The sequence below is a fragment of the Rhodococcus sp. B50 genome, assembly GCF_013602415.1.
Classification (GTDB): domain Bacteria; phylum Actinomycetota; class Actinomycetes; order Mycobacteriales; family Mycobacteriaceae; genus Rhodococcus.
Genome location: NZ_WPAG02000002.1, coordinates 982126 through 1000373 on the forward strand (window position 1 = coordinate 982126; position 18248 = coordinate 1000373).

16 protein-coding genes and 1 pseudogene are annotated in these 18248 nt (G+C 67.0%); 6 read left to right on the plus strand and 11 right to left on the minus strand.

Annotated elements, in window-relative coordinates; genetic code table 11:
- Positions 1 to 13: 13 nt before the first annotated feature.
- Positions 14 to 2431 carry a glycoside hydrolase family 65 protein gene (locus GON09_RS04850; RefSeq protein ID WP_213930835.1) on the plus strand — a complete coding sequence of 806 codons (2418 nt, stop codon included), beginning with the start codon at positions 14 to 16 and terminating at the stop codon, positions 2429 to 2431.
- A gap of 15 nt (positions 2432 to 2446) precedes the next feature.
- Positions 2447 to 3211, plus strand: coding sequence for an HAD family hydrolase (locus tag GON09_RS04855; RefSeq protein WP_213930836.1), 765 nt, complete (start codon positions 2447 to 2449; stop codon positions 3209 to 3211).
- A 3-nt stretch (positions 3212 to 3214) separates the two neighbouring features.
- Here the strand turns inward: GON09_RS04855 and GON09_RS04860 are convergent, their stop codons facing one another.
- The 5 genes from GON09_RS04860 to GON09_RS04880 form a co-directional block, all read right to left on the minus strand.
- Positions 3215 to 5623 carry a phosphoketolase family protein gene (locus GON09_RS04860; RefSeq protein WP_213930837.1) on the minus strand — a complete coding sequence of 803 codons (2409 nt, stop codon included), beginning with the start codon at positions 5621 to 5623 and terminating at the stop codon, positions 3215 to 3217.
- A 61-nt stretch (positions 5624 to 5684) separates the two neighbouring features.
- Complete coding sequence (locus GON09_RS04865; RefSeq protein WP_213930838.1) at positions 5685 to 6368, minus strand: DNA alkylation repair protein; 684 nt, start codon at positions 6366 to 6368, stop codon at positions 5685 to 5687.
- Between the two features lie 130 nt (positions 6369 to 6498).
- On the minus strand, positions 6499 to 7629 hold the full coding sequence (locus GON09_RS04870; RefSeq protein WP_213930839.1) for a tyrosine-type recombinase/integrase: 1131 nt from the start codon (positions 7627 to 7629) through the stop codon (positions 6499 to 6501).
- A complete protein-coding gene (gene pepN, locus GON09_RS04875) occupies positions 7626 to 10118 on the minus strand; it encodes an aminopeptidase N (protein ID WP_213930840.1) in 2493 nt (830 codons plus the stop codon). The genes GON09_RS04870 and pepN overlap by 4 nt, the downstream gene beginning before the upstream one ends.
- Before the next feature lie 50 nt (positions 10119 to 10168).
- Positions 10169 to 11014 (minus strand): SDR family oxidoreductase, encoded by an 846-nt coding sequence (locus GON09_RS04880; RefSeq protein ID WP_213930841.1) that lies wholly within the window; start codon positions 11012 to 11014, stop codon positions 10169 to 10171.
- A 123-nt stretch (positions 11015 to 11137) separates the two neighbouring features.
- Between GON09_RS04880 and GON09_RS04885 the strand changes: the two genes are divergently transcribed.
- Both GON09_RS04885 and GON09_RS04890 read left to right on the plus strand, forming a co-directional pair.
- Positions 11138 to 11512 (plus strand): winged helix-turn-helix transcriptional regulator, encoded by a 375-nt coding sequence (locus tag GON09_RS04885; RefSeq protein ID WP_213930842.1) that lies wholly within the window; start codon positions 11138 to 11140, stop codon positions 11510 to 11512.
- Between the two features lie 99 nt (positions 11513 to 11611).
- On the plus strand, positions 11612 to 12049 hold the full coding sequence (locus GON09_RS04890) for a carboxymuconolactone decarboxylase family protein (RefSeq protein ID WP_213930843.1): 438 nt from the start codon (positions 11612 to 11614) through the stop codon (positions 12047 to 12049).
- A 27-nt stretch (positions 12050 to 12076) separates the two neighbouring features.
- Here the strand turns inward: GON09_RS04890 and GON09_RS04895 are convergent, their stop codons facing one another.
- From GON09_RS04895 to GON09_RS28270, 4 genes are all read right to left on the minus strand, one after another.
- Positions 12077 to 12778 carry a LysM peptidoglycan-binding domain-containing protein gene (locus GON09_RS04895; protein WP_244865868.1) on the minus strand — a complete coding sequence of 234 codons (702 nt, stop codon included), beginning with the start codon at positions 12776 to 12778 and terminating at the stop codon, positions 12077 to 12079.
- 69 nt (positions 12779 to 12847) lie between these two features.
- Positions 12848 to 13303: a nitroreductase family deazaflavin-dependent oxidoreductase gene (locus tag GON09_RS04900; protein WP_213930844.1), complete on the minus strand. Its 456-nt coding sequence runs from the start codon at positions 13301 to 13303 to the stop codon at positions 12848 to 12850.
- 290 nt (positions 13304 to 13593) lie between these two features.
- On the minus strand, positions 13594 to 13890 hold the full coding sequence (locus GON09_RS28265; RefSeq protein WP_307854311.1) for an aspartate/glutamate racemase family protein: 297 nt from the start codon (positions 13888 to 13890) through the stop codon (positions 13594 to 13596).
- Between the two features lie 151 nt (positions 13891 to 14041).
- Positions 14042 to 14320: a hypothetical protein gene (locus tag GON09_RS28270; RefSeq protein WP_244865382.1), complete on the minus strand. Its 279-nt coding sequence runs from the start codon at positions 14318 to 14320 to the stop codon at positions 14042 to 14044.
- A 597-nt stretch (positions 14321 to 14917) separates the two neighbouring features.
- Between GON09_RS28270 and GON09_RS04910 the strand changes: the two genes are divergently transcribed.
- Positions 14918 to 15985 (plus strand): hypothetical protein, encoded by a 1068-nt coding sequence (locus GON09_RS04910; RefSeq protein ID WP_213930845.1) that lies wholly within the window; start codon positions 14918 to 14920, stop codon positions 15983 to 15985.
- Between the two features lie 453 nt (positions 15986 to 16438).
- Here GON09_RS04910 and GON09_RS04915 read toward each other — a convergent pair whose 3' ends face one another.
- Positions 16439 to 16879, minus strand: coding sequence for a VOC family protein (locus tag GON09_RS04915; protein ID WP_213930846.1), 441 nt, complete (start codon positions 16877 to 16879; stop codon positions 16439 to 16441).
- Between the two features lie 458 nt (positions 16880 to 17337).
- Between GON09_RS04915 and GON09_RS04920 the strand changes: the two genes are divergently transcribed.
- Entirely contained in the window at positions 17338 to 18009 is a 672-nt protein-coding gene (locus tag GON09_RS04920; protein ID WP_213930847.1) for a TetR family transcriptional regulator, read from the plus strand.
- A 50-nt stretch (positions 18010 to 18059) separates the two neighbouring features.
- Here GON09_RS04920 and GON09_RS04925 read toward each other — a convergent pair.
- A pseudogene (locus GON09_RS04925) lies at positions 18060 to 18194 on the minus strand (aldehyde dehydrogenase family protein); the annotation flags it as partial.
- Between the last annotated feature and the right edge of the window lie 54 nt (positions 18195 to 18248).

Sequence of the window (18248 nt, forward strand, 5' to 3'; positions counted from 1 at the left end):
CCAGGAGGTTCGCGTGTACGACCCGGAGTTCACTCTCGAGTACGACGGTTTCGATCCCGACGACGAGCCCCTGCGCGAGGCCCTGACCTCGACGGGCAACGGCTACTTCTGTTCACGGGGCACCGCCGAGTGGGAGGACATGGGCGAGGTCCACTATCCGGGGACGTACGCGCACCGCTGCTACAACCGCGAGACCACCATCATGGGCGGAAGCCCGGTCCTGAACGAGGATCTGGTCAATCTCCCGAACTGGCTCGTGCTGAAACTGCGCATCGACGGTGGTGAGGCGATCCGCCTGGCACAGGTGGAGATCCTGGCGTACCGGCACGTCTACGACATCCGCACCGCCACCGTCGTCCGCGAGCTCCGGTTCCGTGACCGGCACGGCCGCGAGACCTCGCTGCACAGCAGACGTTTCGTGAGCATGGAACATCCGAATCAGGGCGCGCTCGAATGGTCGCTGACCCCGGAGAACTGGTCGGGGCGCGTCGAGATCGTCACCGCCCTCGACGGGCGGGTCTCCAACCGCGCCGTGGCCCGCTACCGCGATCTCGAGGCCCGGCACCTCGATCCGGTCTCGCCGCGCACCTACGGTCCCGAGACGATGGCGTTGAAGGTGCAGATCCGCCAGTCCGACACCTACATCGCCCAGGCCGCACGCACCCGGGTGTTCCGGGAGGGTTCGGAAGGAGCGATGTTCGTCGATCGGGATCTGTACCAGATGGAGGACTACATCCAGCAGGTGCTCTCGTTCGACATCGCCGAGGGATCGACGGTGCGGATCGAGAAGATGGTGGCGATGTTCACCTCCCGCGACGATGCGATCACCGAGCCCCTTGCCTCGGCGGGCCGACACGTGCTGCGTTATCCGGATTTCGCCGCGGCATACGACGAGCACGTCGCGGCCTGGGACGAGCTGTGGGACATCTGCGACATCCGGCTGCCGCGGGAGCCACGAGCGCAGTTGCTGCTCCGCCTGCATGTCTCGCATGTGCTGCAGGTCTGTTCGCGCCACACCTCACGTCTCGACGCCGGGGTGCCGGCGCGCGGGCTCAACGGCGAGGCCTATCGCGGGCACGTGTTCTGGGACGAGATGTTCGTCTATCCCTTCCTGAACATGCGGGTTCCCGAGATCACGAAAGGGCTGATCCTCTACCGCTACCGGCGGTTGGGCGAGGCGCAGGCTGCGGCGAGCGAGGCCGGTTACCGGGGGGCGATGTACCCCTGGCAGAGCGGCAGCGACGGCACGGAGGAGACGCAGACGGTGCATCTCAACCCGATGTCGGGGCAGTGGGATCCGGATCTGAGCCGCAACCAGCGGCACGTCAGTGCCGCGATCTTCTACAACGTGTGGCACTACTACCGGGCCACCGACGACGTCGAGTTCCTCGCCGACTACGGCGCCGAGATGATGCTCGAGATCGCGCGGTTCTGGGCATCGATCGCGCATTACAACCCCGACCGGGATCGCTACGAGATCCACGGGGTGATGGGCCCGGACGAGTTCCACGAACGGTATCCGGGGGCCACCGAGGGCGGCCTGCGCAACAACGCGTACACGAACGTGATGGCCGCGTGGATCGCGGCGCGGGCGCTCGACGTCTTCGAGGTGCTGTCGAAGAGCCGGCGCACCGCGCTGCGGGCCCGACTGCGGGTCACCGACCGGGAAGTGCGCATCTGGTCGGAGATGAGCCGGAAGATGTTCGTGCCCTACCACGACGGGGTGATCAGCCAGTTCGAAGGTTACGAGGACCTCGAGGAACTCGACTGGGAGCACTACCGCACCGAATACGGCAATATCGGGCGGATGGACCGCATCCTGCGCGCCGAGGGACGCGATCCGGATGCCTACAAAGTCGCCAAGCAGGCCGACACGGTGATGTTGTTCTTCCTGTTCGACGACGCCGAGCTGCGGCAGGTGTTCGAGCAACTCGGCTGTCCCTACGATCGCGACCTCGTGCGGCGCACCGTCGACTACTACGATCAGCGGACTTCGCACGGTTCGACGCTCAGTCACGTGACGTTCGCGGGTGTGCTCGCCACCTTCGATCCGCAGTCGTCGTGGCTGCGGTTCAAGCTCGCGCTCGAGAGCGACGTCAGCGACCTGCAGGGCGGTACCACCAAGGAGGGCATCCACATGGGTGTCATGGGCGGCACTCTGGATCTGGTGCAGCGCTACTACGTCGGTGCCCGCGCCTACGGCGACGTGCTCGTCTTCCGACCCAAGTTGATTTCGCACCTCGACGGGGTGTCCTTCTCCATGCGGTATCGCGGCACTCCCCTGCGGGTGCGGATCGACGGCGACAAACTGTCGGTGCGCGCCGAGACCGAGGGCTTCCGGGTTCCGGTGCGGATCGCGGTCGAGAGTGAACTCGTCGAGCTCGGTCCGGGCGACTCGCACGAGTTCCGGCTCGCCGCTGTTCCGGCCTGACCGCAGGAGGACATCGTGGCCGAGACACAGTCCAGGTTCCGCGCGGTGATCTTCGACGTCGACGGGGTGCTCGTCGACTCACCACACGAGACGGCCTGGCGGGAAGCGTTGGCCGGTTTGATGACCGGCGACTGGAAGGATCTGCGACCCGAGACCTCCTGGCACGAGGACGCGTTCACCGCCGAGATGTACCGGCGGGTGCTGTCGGGGCGGCCGCGGATGGACGGTGCCCGCGCCGCTCTCGAACATTTCGCGGTGCCCGACGCCGAGCGCCGCGCCGTCGAGTACGCCGACCGCAAGCAGACCCGGTTGCTGCAGCTGATCGACGAACGACGATTCCACGCCTACGACGACGGGGTGCGCTTCGTTGCCGCGGTGCAGGCGGCGGGCATTGCGGTGGCGGCTGCGTCGTCGTCGAAGAACGCAGCACTGTTCCTGCGGGCGATTCCCGCCCACGATCGTCCCGGCGAGACGCTGCTCGACCGGTTCGACGCGGATCTGTCGGGACATCCGGTCGCCCGCGGCAAACCCGACCCGGAGTTGTTCCTCATCGCCGCGAGCGAACTCGGCGTGCCCGCCGCCGCGTGTGTGGTGGTCGAGGATGCGATCAGCGGGGTGCAGGCGGCGAAGACCGGTGGCATGTGGGCGCTCGGTGTCGCCCGCTTCGGCGACACCGCAGAGCTCGAGGACGCCGGCGCCGACCTGGTAGTGGGCTCCCTCGACGAGGTGGACCTCGACGCCTTCACCACCGGCCGGCTCACCCGCCGCGGATCGGTGTGATGCTCAGTCGATTCCGACGCCCTGCCAGTGCCAGTCGGTGATCACCGGCATGTCCTCACCGTGGGTCCGCACATAGCGGGTGTGTTCGGCAAGGATGTTCTCGAGTTCGTCGCGGGCGTGTCCGGCGATCGGCCGGATCCTCTCGACGCGGTCCAGGACATCGAGGGCGAGGTGGTAGCGGTCGATGCGGTTGAGCACGCACATGTCGAACGGCGTGGTGGTCGTGCCCTCCTCGATGTATCCGTGGACGTGGAAGTTCTCGTGGTTGGTCCGCCGGTAGACGAGGCGGTGGATCAGCCACGGATAACCGTGGTAGGCGAAGACCACCGGCTTGTCGGTGGTGAACAACGCGTCGAAGTGCGCGTCGGGCAGGCCGTGCGGATGCGCCCGATCGTCCTGCAGGCGCATGAGGTCGACGACGTTGACCACCCGGATCCGCAGGTCGGGGAAGCGGCGGTGCAGGATGTCGACGGCCGCGAGGGTTTCCATCGTGGGGATGTCCCCGGCGCAGGCGAGCACCACATCCGGTTCGGCGTCCCGGTCGGTCGACGCCCACTGCCAGATCCCGATGCCCTTGCGGCAGTGGGTCATCGCGTCGTCGATGTCGAGGAACTGCACGGCGGGTTGCTTACCGGCGACGATTACGTTGATGTACTGGCGGGTGCGCAGGCAGTGGTCGGCCACCGAGAGCAGGGTGTTGGCGTCCGGTGGCAGATACACGCGCACCACCTCGGGCTTCTTGTTGACGACGTGGTCGATGAAACCGGGGTCCTGGTGCGAGAAGCCGTTGTGGTCCTGCCGCCACACGTGTGAGGTGAGCAGGTAGTTCAGCGACGGGATCGGCCGGCGCCACCGGATGCGATTGGTGGTGAGCAACCATTTCGCGTGCTGGTTGACCATCGAGTCGACCAGATGCGCGAAAGCTTCGTAGCTGGAGAACAATCCGTGCCGGCCGGTGAGCAGGTAGCCCTCGAGCCAGCCCTGGCAGGTGTGTTCGGAGAGGATCTCCATGACCCGGCCGTCGGGCGCGAGCCGGTCGTCGCCCGGGTCGATGCGTGCGTTCCAGGTGCGGTCGGTGGCGTCGAGGACGGCGTCGAGGCGGTTGGAGTTGTTCTCGTCCGGTGCGAACACCCGGAAGTTCTGATCGTTGCGCCGCATGATGTCGCGCAGGAAGGTGCCGAGGACGCGGGTGGCTTCGGCGGTGGCGGTGGCCGGTTCGGGGACGTCCACAGCGTAGTTCCGGAAGTCGGGCAGGATCAGATCGCGCAGCACCGCTCCCCCGTTGGTGTGCGGGTTGGCGCTCATCCGCCGAGTGCCGCGCGGGGCGAGATCCCGCAGCGCCGCGACGGGACTTCCGTCCTCGTCGAACAACTCGTGGGGCCGATAGCTGCGCAACCAGGCTTCGAGATCACGGCGGTGGTGCTCGTCGCCACGCGGATCGCCGATGGGCACCTGGTGGGCGCGCCACGTGCCCTCGACCTGCGCGCCGTCGACCTCGACCGGCCCGGTCCAGCCCTTCGGGGAGCGCAACACGATCATCGGCCAGGCCGGGCGGGTCGCGTCGCCGGTGCTGCGGGCGGTCTGCTGGATCTCGGAGATCCGATCGAGCGCCGCGTCGAGGGCGGCGGCGAACCGTCGGTGCATGTCGGCGGGATCGTCGCCGGCGACGACGATCGGTTCGTGACCGTAGCCGCGCAGCAGCGAGATCAGTTCGTCCTCCCCGATGCGCGCGAGCACCGTCGGGTTGGCGATCTTGAAACCGTTGAGATGCAGGATCGGCAGCACGGCGCCGTCGCGCCGCGGGTCGACGAATTTCGTCGAATGCCAGCTCGCGGCGAGCGGCCCGGTCTCGGCTTCGCCGTCGCCGACGACCGCGGCGACGATCAGATCGGGATTGTCGAAGACAGCGCCGTAGGCGTGCGAGAGGGAATAGCCGAGTTCACCGCCCTCGTGGATCGACCCGGGGGTCTCGGGGGCGACGTGGCTGGGAATGCCGCCGGGGAACGAGAACTGGCGGAACAGACGCCGCATGCCGTCCCCGTCGCGGGAGACGTCCGGGTAGACCTCGCTGTAGGTGCCCTCGAGCCACGCCGCGGCCACCGGTCCGGGTCCGCCGTGGCCGGGACCCATGACGTACATCATGTCCAGGTCGCGAGCGGTGATCGCGCGATTGAGGTGCGCGTACACGAAGTTCAGGCCCGGTGTGGTGCCCCAGTGCCCGAGCAGGCGCGGTTTGATGTGTTCGGGCCGCAGCGGTTCACGCAGCAGCGGATTGTCCATGAGGTATATCTGCCCGACGGACAGATAGTTCGCGGCCCGCCACCACGCGTCGAGCGTGTCGAATTCCTGATCGATCGCGGGCCGCGGCTCGGCGGCTGCGTCGGAACTGGTCTGCGGTGTGCGAAGTGACATCGGGTTCCTCGTCGTCGGCGACCGGGGTGCTCGCTGCAGCGGTACCCATCCGGCGAGGGGCTCACTCGCCCCGTCGCCGCACCATCTCGCCGATCCAGCTCGGCACATAGGGCGACGTACAGCCCGGCGAGGTCGGATAGTCCTTCAGCACCCCGAGGCGTTCGCCGATGTCGAGCGCCCGGGCGCGGTGGACGGGGTGTTCGATGCCGATCTGCGCCAGGCACGTGTTCATCGCCCATTGCAACCGCTCGGGAGCGTCTCGCATCTGCGCGTCGATGGTGTCGAGCAGGCCGGGAAGGTCGAGTCCGTCGGTGTGCTTGACGACGCGGTCGGCGGTGAGCGCCCAGCCCGCACTCGCGACCACAGGATCGGGATCGGTCATCCATCGGCTCCGCAGCTCCTCGGCGTGCGGGTTCTTCTTCACGACGTAGCTCACGAGCCAGTCGTGCACCTTCGGCGTGCCGGCCTCGCGGACCATCGCGTCGAGCTCGTCGACGGTGAACGCCTTGGGACGGCAGATCAGCAACGCGAGCAGGCGGGTGGCGGTGTCGCCGGTCGCCCAGAGTTGCTGCGCGAGCTCGTGCTGGGTCTTCACCCGCTTGGCGACGGCGCGCAGGGTGCCGAGGTTCACCCCGTGATCGTCGCCGTGCTTCTCGTTGACCGCACGGATCTTCGGGTCGTCGAGCGCGGCGAGTTCGGTGACCAGCTCGTCGACGGTCGGAACGTCCGTTTTCGCCTGAGCCACCGCGATCTCCTGCCCGTATGTGTCGGTCGCGCCTCAGCCTACGAGCGCCGGGCGACAGTCTGTGCCGGTTCCGCCCTCGATTCGGGTGGGTTCGGCCCCGCTGAGCGGGGTCGGATCCACCCGAATCCGTTCACAGGCCGAGCTGAGTGACGGCGTTGCCGACGAGACCGGCGTGGTGGCGGCTGTACAGCGCGACCATCCGTTCGTCCGCGTGCCCCGTCTGCGTCATGATCGTCTGCGTGGTCGCGCCCCCGCGCACCGCCTGGGTGACGAAACCGGCCCGCAGGCTGTGCCCGCCGAGGGTCGCGACGAGGTCGTCGCTGAACCCGGCGCGACGGGCACGGCGCTGGATCATCGAGTGCACGGACTGCCCGGACAGGGCCGTCGCGCCCACCGCGCCGCTGTGGTGCACCGGACGGAACAGGGGACGGTCGCCGTCCTGCGGGCGCCCGGCCGCCAGGCCACGGCAACAGTGTTCGGTCGGGTCGGGCGCGGCGGTGCCCAGCAGGTCGACGACCGCCTCACGTCCGGCCTCGTCCCACGCGTCGAGCACCTCGCGCCAGCGGCGATACGCGCACACCGGGCAGGTGTGCGGATCGGACCCGTACGGCAGGGTGACGGTGCGGCCGCGGGCGCTGCGGTCGGTCTTGGACCGGCGAACCGTCACGTACAGCCCGTCGGCGCGGTGCGGGACGACGTCGGAGGCGACGAGTCCGGTGAGCTCGGAGCGGCGCAGCGCACCGGCCAGGCCCATCAGCAGCAGTGCCGAGTCACGGCGTTCGGCGACACGGACGGACCACCCGGAGTCGGCAGCCTCGGTGCGCATCGCGGTGAGGATGGTGCGGATGTCGTCGGTGAGCAGCGGCGTGCGGCGCGCCGGCGGAGTGGCCCGATCGCGCCGGATTCCGCGCAGCAGATCCCGAACAGATTCGTGCCCACCGGGTTTCGGCAAGCCGGCGAGGATGTGCATCTTGTTGATAGTCGCTACCCACCGCGACAGCGTCGACGGCGCGTACGCCCAGCGCCCGTCGGGGCGCACTTCCGCGGCTTTCTCGGTGAGGAACCAACTCAGCTGCTCGGCGGTGGCCGGCATCGGACTGTGCCCGGTGCACTCACACCAGCGGGTGAAGATGGTCCAGTCGCCGATCTGGGCGGCGCGGGTGTTCTCCGAGGTCGCCTTCTCCCGCAGCCGCCGCATCGCGGTGGCGACGGTGTCCGGTACCGCCGGCACCTCGGGGCGGGGCAGGTCCGGGCTGGTCACGGCGTGTTGATCCTCTGCACACGCAGGTCGCGGGCGAGATGGTCGCGTTGTTCGATCACCAGACGCCGCAGCGCGGCAGGGGCATCGACGTGCGCCTCGAGCCACGCGTCGACGGGTTCGAGGCTGTCCGCCGCGGGGAACAGCCCGACGACGATACGGCGGGCGATCTCGATACTGCGTCCGGTCCAGGTCTCGTGGAGCACCGCGTAGTAGTCGGTGTCGTAGGCGGAGATCAGGTCGCGGCGCGCCCCGGCGCGAAAACCGGCGATGGTCGCGTCGAGGTGGTCGTTGGTGAGGGTGTGGTCGGCGAGGATCGTCGCCCACGCGTGGGCCTTGACCTCCGCACGGGGCCGGGACGCGAGGGCCCGCAGGTGCGCGGTTCGTCCCGAGGCGGTGTCGTCGCTGCGGAGTTCCTCGTCGAGGTCGGCCTCGTCGGCGTCGCCGGTGGTGGTCAGCGCCGCCCACCAGCTCCATCGCAGGTCGGGATCGAGACGCAGACCTTCCGGGGGTGCGGCGTCGCCACCCAGGATCGCCCGCAGGTCGGCGGCGTGCCGGTCGTCCACGCTCGCCGCGACCCCGACGGCGCGGGCGAACGCCAACTGGGCGTCGCTGCCCGGCGCGGCGCCGTGCAGACCGTCCCACACCGCGTCGAACCAACGACGCCGCGCATCCGTCCGCGCCGCGGCGGGCACATAGTGCTCGACGGCCTGGGCCGCGTTGGCGAGCACCGCGGTGAGCAGCGCGATGTCGGTCTCGTGCGGGGCGAACCGGGCGGCCATGGACAGATAGCGGTCGACGGCGAGTTCGCCGTCGCGGGTCGCATTCCACAGCGCCGACCACAGCAGCCCGCGCGCGAGCGGCTCTCGGACACGGTCCAGGGAGGACTCGACGGTGTCGAGCGACCGCGCGTCGAGGCGGACCTTCGCGTAGGTGAGGTCGTCGTCGTTGAGCAGCACCAGCGCCGCTTCGGGCAGCTCGACGGCGGTGCGTGCGTCCGCGAGGTCGACCTCGATGTGGTGGGTGCGCACGAGGTCGCCGGAATCGTCGGGGTCGTAGCATCCGACGGCGAGGCGGTGCGGGCGCGGATCGCTCTGTACGATCTCGTACCCGTTCCCGGTCTCCTCGAGATGCAGGGTCGATACACCGGTGGTCTGCAGCCACGCCTGCGCCCACGACGACAGGTCGCGGCCGGAGGTACTCGACAGTTCGACGAGCAGATCGTCGAGAGTGGTGTTGCCGAAGGCATGCGTGCGGAAATACCGGCGGGCGCCCTCGAAGAAGGCGTCGCGGCCGACGTAGGCGACGAGCTGCTTCAGGACGCTCGCACCCTTGGCGTAGGTGATGCCGTCGAAGTTCAACTTCGCCGCCTCGAGATCGACGATGTCGGCGACGATCGGATGGGTCGTGGGCAGTTGGTCCTGCAGGTACGCCCAGGCTTTGCGGCGGTTCGCGAACGCCACCCATGCGTCGGTGAACTTGGTGGCCTCGGCGCTGGCGAAGGCACCCATGAAGTCGGCGAACGACTCCTTGAGCCACAGGTCGTCCCACCACTTCATGGTCACCAGGTCGCCGAACCACATGTGCGCCATCTCGTGGAGGATCGTGTTGGCGCGTCCCTGGTGCTGGGCGGCGGTCGCGGCGCCGCGAAAGACGTAGGCCTCGGTGAAGGTGACGCAGCCGGGGTTCTCCATCGCGCCGAGGTTGTATTCGGGCACGAACACCTGGTCGTATTTGCCGAACGGATACGGATAGTCGAAGTGCTCGGCGTAGAAGTCCATGCCCTGCCGGGTGACCTCGACGACTTCGTCGGCGTCGAGATGCTCGGCGAGCGAGGCGCGGCACAGCACCCCCAGCGGAACCGTCAGGTCGCCGCGGCTCCACGACGCGTCGACCCGGTGGTACGGGCCGGCGACGATCGCGGTGATGTACGTGGAGATCGGCTGGGTCGGCGCGAACGTCACGGTCTGCGTGTCGTCGCGCTGCACCGTGCGCTCGGCGGCCTCGTTCGACAACACCTGCCAGCGGCGCGGCGCGGTCACGACGAAGGTGAACGGCGCCTTGAGATCCGGCTGTTCGAAGCACGCGAAGACCCGCCGGGCGTCGGCCGGCTCGTACTGGGTGTAGAGATAGGTTTCGCCGTCGACGGGGTCGACGAAGCGGTGCAGTCCCTCCCCCGACCGGCTGTACCGGCCGGTCGCGACGACGGTGACGACGTTGATCTCCTTCAGGCCACCGATGGTGATCCGAGCGCCGTCGTAGACGACGGGTACGAGCTCGCCGTTGATCGTCACCGACTCGACGGAATCGCCGATGAAATCGAGCCAGGCCTCGTCGGTCGAAGCAGTGAATTCGAGCGTCGTGACCGTCGGGAATCCGGTGCGGCGGGCGTCGACGGCACCCCGCAGGTCGAGTTCGACGCGGTAGGAGTGCACGTCGAGTGCGCGGGCGCGGGCGGCGGTTTCGGCACGGGTCAGATTCGCAGAGCTCACGAGTTCCGATCCTGCCACCACACGTCCGGACTCGACGGGATTAGCGGGTGTCAGGCACCGATCGCCTCGGCCGCCGGTGTCGCGGGACGTCCGATGAGGCGTTCGAGATCTCCGCTGTCGGTGTCGAGCGCGCCGACGGCGATGCCTGCGTCGGAGTCGGCGAGCACGGCGGCGAACTGTGTGGGGACTCCGGCGTTCTCGAGGATTTTCGCGTACTCCTCCTTGGGCAGATCCTTGTAGGTGACGGGTACGCCGACGATGCCGGAGAGGACCTCCGCCAGTTCGGTGTAGGTCAGTCGCTGACCGCCGAGTTCGTAGACGGCACCGGCGTGTCCCTCGGTTGCAAGAACCGCGGCCGCGGCTTCGGCGAAGTCCTTACGGGCCGCTCCGGCAACGCGGCCGGTGCCGGCCGAGCCGAACAGCGCCCCGGTGGCGGTGGCTGCGGCGACCGAGTTGTCGTAGTTCTCCCAATACCAACCGTTGCGCAGGAGGGCATGGTCGATGCCGGAGGCGGCGAGCAGTTCCTCGGTGGCCTTGTGTTCGCCGGCGAGGATCAGCGGGCTCGTCGCCGCGTGCAGGATCGAGGTGTAGGCGATGAACGTAACGCCCGTGGTCTTGGCGGCTTCGATGATGTTGGTGTGCTGGGGCAGTCGCTGCCCCACTTCGCTGCCGGAGACGAGGAGAAGCTTGTCGACATCGGCCAGCGCCTCGCGTAGTGCCGTCGCATCGGCGTAGTTCGCAACGCGGACCTGCACTCCGTCGACGGCCAGGTCGGCGGCCTTCGCCGCGTCGCGCACGACGGCGACGATATCGGTGGCGGCGATTCCGCGGGCGCGGAGAGCGGAGATGGTCAGGCGGCCGATGTGGCCGGCGGCTCCGGTGACGGCGATGGTCATGGGACTCCTCGAAGTGGTCGAGCAGGGGATCGGGAACGTCACCATTCCATCACTTACTTTTTGTAAGTGCAACTATTCAAGCTAGTACCGACCTTATTTATAGTCCCCGTATACTCTGGATTCATGAGCACCGATCGCCTCCCCGAAGCCAATGTCTTCGCGCGCGAGTGCCCGTCGCGTCCGGTGCTGCAGAGCATCACCGGGCGATGGGGCGTACTGGTGCTGGCGGCACTTGTCGACGACACGCGCCGGTTCTCGGAGCTGCGCCGCCGGGTCGACGGTGTGAGCGAACGCATGCTGGCGCAGACCCTGCAGACCCTCGAACGCGACGGCCTGATCCACCGAGCCGTCCTGGGGACGATTCCCCCGCACGTCGAGTACTCCCTCACCGACCTCGGACACCGCATCACGGCGCCCCTGCTGACGCTCATCGACGTCGTCGAAGGCTCGATGCCCGACATCGTCGCCGCGCAGGACGAGTACGACCGCACCCACTGATCCGGGCCGCGCGAACCGCGCCCACCGGCCTGGATGGGACTGACAAAATGAAGCGGCCGGTCGTTCCGGCCGGTGTCGCCCGCCGGAAGGACATCCACGATGGCGCACGTCAATCTCGGTAAGCAGCACCCTGCCCCATACAGGAGCGTGCTGGCGCTGAACAAGGAGGTCGAGGAGGTCGTCGCCCGGGCCGGCCTCGATGCGAAGTTGGCCGAACTCGTGAAGATCCGGACATCGCAGCTCAACGGGTGCGCATTCTGCCTGCGCATGCACACGCGGGACGCGCTGGAGAAGGGCGAAACCACCGATCGTCTCGCGGTCCTCGCCGCCTGGTGGGAGTCGCAGTACTTCACCGACCAGGAGCGAGCCGCGCTCGCGCTCGCCGAAGAAGTCACACACCCCATGGAGCCCGGTCGTCACGAGTGGGACAACGGGTCACTGAGCGACGAGCAGGTCTCCTCGATCACGTGGCTCGCGATCGTCATGAACGCGTGGAACCGCATCGCCGTCCGGAGCCACTACCCCGTCGCCCCGTGACCTGCACCGGCCGACCGGCCTCCGTCGTCAGAAGTTGGTGAGATTCGGGAAGAACAACACCTGCCCGACAGGGATCCTGTTCGGATCGGCGATGTGGTTGGTCGCCGCGATGATCGCGAACATCTCTGCATTGCCGTAGTGGTCCTCCGCGAGGGCCCGCAGGGTGTCGCCGGCGACGACCGTGTGCCGGTAGTTGAGTCCCGGGCGGATCAGCACGCGTCCGACCTCGACGCGATCGGGGTCAAGGATGTGATTCGGGAACGAGATCACCGGATACAGCTGCGCGTCGCCGTACCAGCGGCGTGCGAGCTCCGAGAGGGTCTCTCCCGCCACCACAGTGTGGTGTCCCACGTCCCCGAGTTCGGGAATCAGCAGTGAGCGACCGACCTGGATGACGCTCGGATCGGCGATGTGGTTGGCTGCCGCGAGCACCGGGAACAGGGTCCCGACGCCGTAGAAGTGTTGCGCCAATCCCGACAGTGTCTCGCCGGATGCGACGATGTGCCGTCTGGTGATGTACGGGATGAGCAGTTCCTGCCCGACGGTGATCTCGTCCGGATCTGTGATGCCGTTCGGAACAGCGATGACGGGGAACAGCGTCGCGTCGCCGTAGAACCTCTGTGCCAGCTTCGACAGGGTGTCGCCTGCGACGACTTCGTATTTCGTAACCATGGCCGTGCCTCGGGTGGTGGGGACGTCGGCGATTCGGATCGAGCCGCCGAGGACCATGGTGCTCACGATCCGCAGGAGGGACACGCGTAGCGCGCTACCCGAATTCTGTACGAGGAGTTCCGTCGACTACGTCGGTGGTAGCAATTCGAAGACCGGATGGTGATCGGCTTCGGCCACGAACCGCTCCACCGGGTCGTTCCTGCTCGCCTCGAAATATCGGCGAGTGGCGGACGCCAGCTCGACGTACTGCTGCAGGACGGGCCCGGCCTCCTCCCCTGATACCTCACGGATCGAGTAGCGGCGCGTGTCGCGACGTCTGCTGAGCTCGACCTCGCCGGCAGCACGCGCGTTGCGCACCCACCCCACCGATCCGTACGGGGCCACCAGCCAGCGTTTTCCGTGCAGATCGACGATCAGCACGGGGTTGCGGCGGATCTTCCCGGTGCGTCTACCGCGGGTGGTCAGCAGATAGGAGTGCGGCACCGATCCCGCACGAGTGAGAACGCTCATCGCGACGTTCTCGATGTGTCGCCACCGGCTCGGTCGGTAGGTGCGCTCGGGACGGAACGAACCGTCGGTCATGGTCTGCCCTCATGCCCGCCGCGTACGGCACTCGGAACGTGTTCGACAAGGTTGGGGCACCGACGTCCGACGTACCCCGGGCTCCCTGAGCCGGGGCAGTGTGGCCGACATGTCCGCATGTGGCCGGTCGGGCGGCGACCTGTCAGTGCCGACTGGTGGATTCGTCGGTGACGAGGCGGTACAGCACGTACACCGCGAACCACGCGATGAGCACCGACGCGATCACAAGCGCGATCTCGTAGAAGAGGACCATGTGCTCGATGCTACGACCCGCCGTGACTACCTGCCTGTTATCGCCGGAACTGTCCGCCGTGCCAGGCCGGCAGGGCGCGCGTTCCGAGTGCCACCTCGAGGGCCGCCTGTCCGGACAGTCGTGTCGAGTCCAGTACCGGTAACGGCGCGTCGTCCGGGGAGACCAGCAGCGGGATCTCGGTGCATACCAGCGCGACCGCGTCGCATCCAGAGTCCGCGAGTCGGCCGATGAGGTCCACGAAGGACGCCCGGGTCTCGTCCCGGAAGGCGCCGTGCACCAGTTGGTCGAAGATCGTCGCGTGTACCAGGGCTTGCTCGTCGCCTGCCGGGATCACGGCCTCGATCCCGCGTGCCGCCAGTTCGCGGGGATACAGAGGGGCCCCGCATGATGAACCGCGTTTCCAGGATGCCGACCCGTCGATGCCCGGCACGCTGCGCCGCGTCGACCACGATGTCGATCAGGTGCAGCCCGGGAATTGCGAGTGGCTAGCCGGGTGCTTCGAGCGCGAGGTGGGCGGTGTTGTCCGGACATACGAAGAAGTTGCATCCGGCCTGGGCCAGACGATCGACACTGGTCACCAGCACGGCGCGCACCGCTTCGTAGTCCCCACGATCCCACGCAGGCATGCAGTGCTCGAAGGAGATGCAGTCCATGGTGACGTCCGGATGTGCCGGATGCCCGAGACGGTTACTGTGCTGACAGACCTCGCGCCAGCACAACGAGGCACCTTCCCAGCTGTGGCCGAGGATTCCGACCTGTTTCACCCCTGCACCCCCTCTGCCTGTGGTCGCTCTCCGTGTGACGAGCGGGCTAGCGACCACAGGCGGTGACGGATCAGGATCCGGTCTCGATCAGCTGCGTGATGACGGCGACGAGAACATCCGCGAGGAACGTTGCTGCAGAGCCCATTCGATTACCTCTTCTCTTCGGTGTGCGGGTACGCGCGCTCGGGCGAGCGCAGACGGCCCAGCGCTGCAATGGCTTTCATCGCATCTGCCGGCTGGGGCAGACAGTAGACAACTCCTGTTCCGCACACTCGGTGACCGACGCCACAGCCGAGGGGCCTTCCTCCCTCGGCAGGCTTCCTGGTCCCCGATCCGAAGGGTGCACAGTTTTCGACTCTCGTCAGCCCATGATCGTCATAAGTGGGGATTATGACGATCAATGGTGGCGTCCCACCTTGCATCGAATCGTGCTCATCTGCTCCTGTTACTCGTGACGAAACCAGAAACCGCGCTATTTTTGCAGCTCAAGCTATTTCATAACGTTTCGTTTCATCTCGTTCTCGATATGTTATTACGTAATTAAATAGGGTACGATGCCCTTGAGCTGGGATTTCGATGCACCACGACGAGGACATCATGACCGACGCGCACTCCCCTGTACCCGAAGCGACCTCCGACGAGGACGACTTACCCAAGCCCCGGGTAGGACGTCCTCGGAAGTACGCCACCGCAGCAGACCGCGTGCGCGCCTACCGCGAACGCGAACGCGCCAAGAAGGAAGCAGCCGGCACGGCCCCGCCCGTCGTCGAGAGCCCCGACGACGCGGTCTCCACCCTTACGGCTGCCACCACCGCGCTGCGTTCGCTGGCCACCAACACCGTCGAGCAGTACGCCGCGATCGCCGAGCGGATCACCACCGCCGTTGACAAGCTCACCGACGCCGAGGCTCTCGAAGCGCAGATGACGCGGTCCGCCGCCGAACTGGCCAAGGTCAAAGCTGACGCCGACGCGAAGATCGTGCGACTACGCGAACAGCTCGCCCAGTCGCTCGAGGACCGCGACAACGCGGATGCCGCCGTCGCTGCCGTCGACGCCGAACTCGCCGATGCCCGTGCCGCTCATACCGAACAGATGCGCCGACTCGAAGAAGCGCACCATGCGGAACTGACGCGGCTGAAGGACGAGCACGCCGCGACGCTGCAACGGTGGAAGGACGAGTTCGAGACCGCGACCGCCGAGCACGCGCGTGTCGTAGGTGAATTGCGCACGACCATTGTTCAGCAGGACGAGTCTCTCGCTTCGCAGCGGCGCGACCTCGCCGACATTACTTCGCAGCGCGACCGCGCGACCGGCGAGATTGCCGACGTGCGCGCCGAACTCGCGCGCGTGGAGGCGGCTCTCGAGCGGGAAGCCAGGGCCAGAGAACGTGTCGACACCGACCTCGCCGCCGAGCGCGAACGTACGTCCGACGTGCGGAGTCAACTCGAAGACTCGCGCATCACCGCGGCCACGGCGCAGGCCGCCGAGACTGCGGCACGGGAGCGGGGCCACGAACTGCGTGCCGAACTGGCGACGCTACGCGACGAGATCAATGCCCTACGCGCCGAGGCGAAGACGCTCCAGACGGAGAACGTCGAGCTCAGAGCCGAATCGAGTTCTGTGCGTGCCGAACTCGAAGCAGCGAGAGCACTCGAGAAAGGCTGAGCCGTGGGCTGTTCACCAGACCCCCGTCCGTGAGCGACGGCTACGCACTCGGTCGATCGTCGCCGCCCACGCCGATCGACTCCCCACGGCAACGTCGGGTAGGCGAGCAGCATCGCGGGAAAGGATCGCGTTGGCCAGCACTTACGTGTGCCGCGACGCAGAACTGGTGTGCCCGCTATCGAACGGCGGGTGCGGATCGTACTCGATCATCAACTGGACCGCCTTCGCGCGCTCCTCCCCTGCGGTCCGGGCGGCGAGCGAAAGTGCCATGACGATTCCGGCAGAGGCGCTGCTTCGGGGAGATACCGGAGCACTTCGTATGGGCCGACGACGTCCAGCGCGGTCAAGCCCGGGAACACGACAATGGCGATCTGCACACCGACACCCCAACAGTCTGCGCACGTTCGCACTCAGAATGTCCCCGGTAGAGACCCGGATTTGTACAGGCCTGTGTCAGCCGATCTGCTCGAAGAGCGACACGATGATCCCGTCGGGTCCTCGCACGTAGGCCATCCGCACACTTTTCTCGTACTCGCCGATGCCGCCGACAAGTCCGTATCCCTGCGCAGCAACGGAGTCGACGGCCCCCTGGAGGTCGCCGACCTCGAACGACACATTGCGGATCCCGAGTTCGTTGGGCATCGCGGTCGGTGAGCCGGGAAGGTGCGCGGGTGTGATGAAGGTAGCGAGTTCCAGACGAACTCCTCCACCGGGCGGCCGAAGCACTGCAATGTCACAGTGCGTTCCCGGGATACCGCACACAGTCTCTGCAAACTCGCCTCGTACAGACCCGGTGCCCTCCACCTCGAAACCCAGTCCGACGAAGAACTCCGTTGCCGCGTCGAGGTCCGACACGGTGAGGCCGATGTGGTCGAAACGTCGTATGTGTGCCATGGATCCCTCCTTCGATGACGTCTTGTCCGTTCGAGGCCGGGACGGAGTCGGTCGCATTGCGACGTGCACCCTTGATCGAAGCATCTCGGACAAGCATCCGCAGGCACAGTCCGATGCCCACCCATCTCCGATAGCAGTATGCCCACTCCCGCCTGACCGGTGTCGTCGGTGCTGGCGACCACGCCGAATGCGGTAGTCAACCTGCTGCCGTGCCTGATGGAACGGCGAGTCCGCCGCTCACCGCCTGGCGGGATCGATGAGTGGCTATGAAACACGCCAGCACTACAGTCACTTCGCAGGCGATCACGGGCGACAACGACGTCCTGAGTCCAGGTCTGATCGACTTCCTCGACGACGCGGTCCTGACCGTATGACACCCGAGCGACTGGAACAGATACCATTCTGAACACCTAGCCCGCCGATCAGACCCGGCACACGGCTCGACCCGAAAGCGAGATATGGCCCGTCCGTCGAAACCTCTGATCAGTCGCGCAGCCGCCGTGACAGCGTCCATCGAGATCATCGATTCCGAGGGACTCGATGCTTTCAGCCTTCCACGCCTGGCCAAACACCTCGGAGTGCGAGCACCGTCGCTCTACCACCACTTCTCCGACAAGTCGGAGATTCTTGCCGCGGTCGCCCGGCAGATCGCCGGTGCCGGTACCCTTCCGCGGCGCAAGCCCGGCCCGGACTGGCCCGAGTTCTTCGTGAAAACCAGCTTGAATTTGCGCCGCTCGATCCTCAAACACCGCAATGCCGCACCGATCCTGCTGCAGTATCTGCCGCGTGATCTGTTGATCGGCACCTACGAGGACATCGCTGGGTTTCTCGAGGAGTCCGGTGTGCCCGCGCGTCTGCACGTGCAGATCCTCGACGGCATGGAACGCCTGACGCTCGGAGCGGTGCTCACCGAGGCGATGCGCAAGCCGGCTACCAAGTCCACGATCTTCCCGAACGTCGATCCCGCGTCGCAGCCCCTGTTGTCCAAGGCGCTCGCCGCGAACGAGATGACTTCCCAGCAGTTGTTCGAGGAAATGATCCGCAGCTTCCTCCACGGCGTGGTGCGCAACGAGAATGTAGCGACGACAGAGGCCGCGCACACCGGCAAGGTGAAGGTTTCGGCCGACTGAACACGCCCGGACGGGTTTCGCTCGAACCACCACGGCTGCAGGACTATTGGGCCGGTGAAGGTGATGCGGTCGACCTCCGGGTTGGTCACGAGGGTTTCCGACACCTCCCGGTCGGCGCACAGCACACTCACCACCCTCTGGGGGATACTGCCTTCTTCGACGAGCGCGGCGATGATGTCGGCGAATCGCCGCACCACTGGGGAAGGGACCCCTTACCAGGGCCCCTTCCTCACATCAAC

Excerpts from the sequence above, each read along its gene's own strand:
- GON09_RS04860 (WP_213930837.1), bottom strand. The coding sequence starts at position 5,623 with ATGTCACTTCGCACACCGCAGACCAGTTCCGACGCAGCCGCCGAGCCG.
- GON09_RS04880 (WP_213930841.1), bottom strand. The coding sequence starts at position 11,014 with ATGACCATCGCCGTCACCGGAGCCGCCGGCCACATCGGCCGCCTGACC.
- GON09_RS04885 (WP_213930842.1), top strand. The coding sequence starts at position 11,138 with ATGAGCACCGATCGCCTCCCCGAAGCCAATGTCTTCGCGCGCGAGTGC.
- GON09_RS04890 (WP_213930843.1), top strand. The coding sequence starts at position 11,612 with ATGGCGCACGTCAATCTCGGTAAGCAGCACCCTGCCCCATACAGGAGC.
- GON09_RS04895 (WP_244865868.1), bottom strand. The coding sequence starts at position 12,778 with ATGGTCCTCGGCGGCTCGATCCGAATCGCCGACGTCCCCACCACCCGA.
- GON09_RS04900 (WP_213930844.1), bottom strand. The coding sequence starts at position 13,303 with ATGACCGACGGTTCGTTCCGTCCCGAGCGCACCTACCGACCGAGCCGG.
- GON09_RS04910 (WP_213930845.1), top strand. The coding sequence starts at position 14,918 with ATGACCGACGCGCACTCCCCTGTACCCGAAGCGACCTCCGACGAGGAC.
- GON09_RS04915 (WP_213930846.1), bottom strand. The coding sequence starts at position 16,879 with ATGGCACACATACGACGTTTCGACCACATCGGCCTCACCGTGTCGGAC.
- GON09_RS04920 (WP_213930847.1), top strand. The coding sequence starts at position 17,338 with ATGGCCCGTCCGTCGAAACCTCTGATCAGTCGCGCAGCCGCCGTGACA.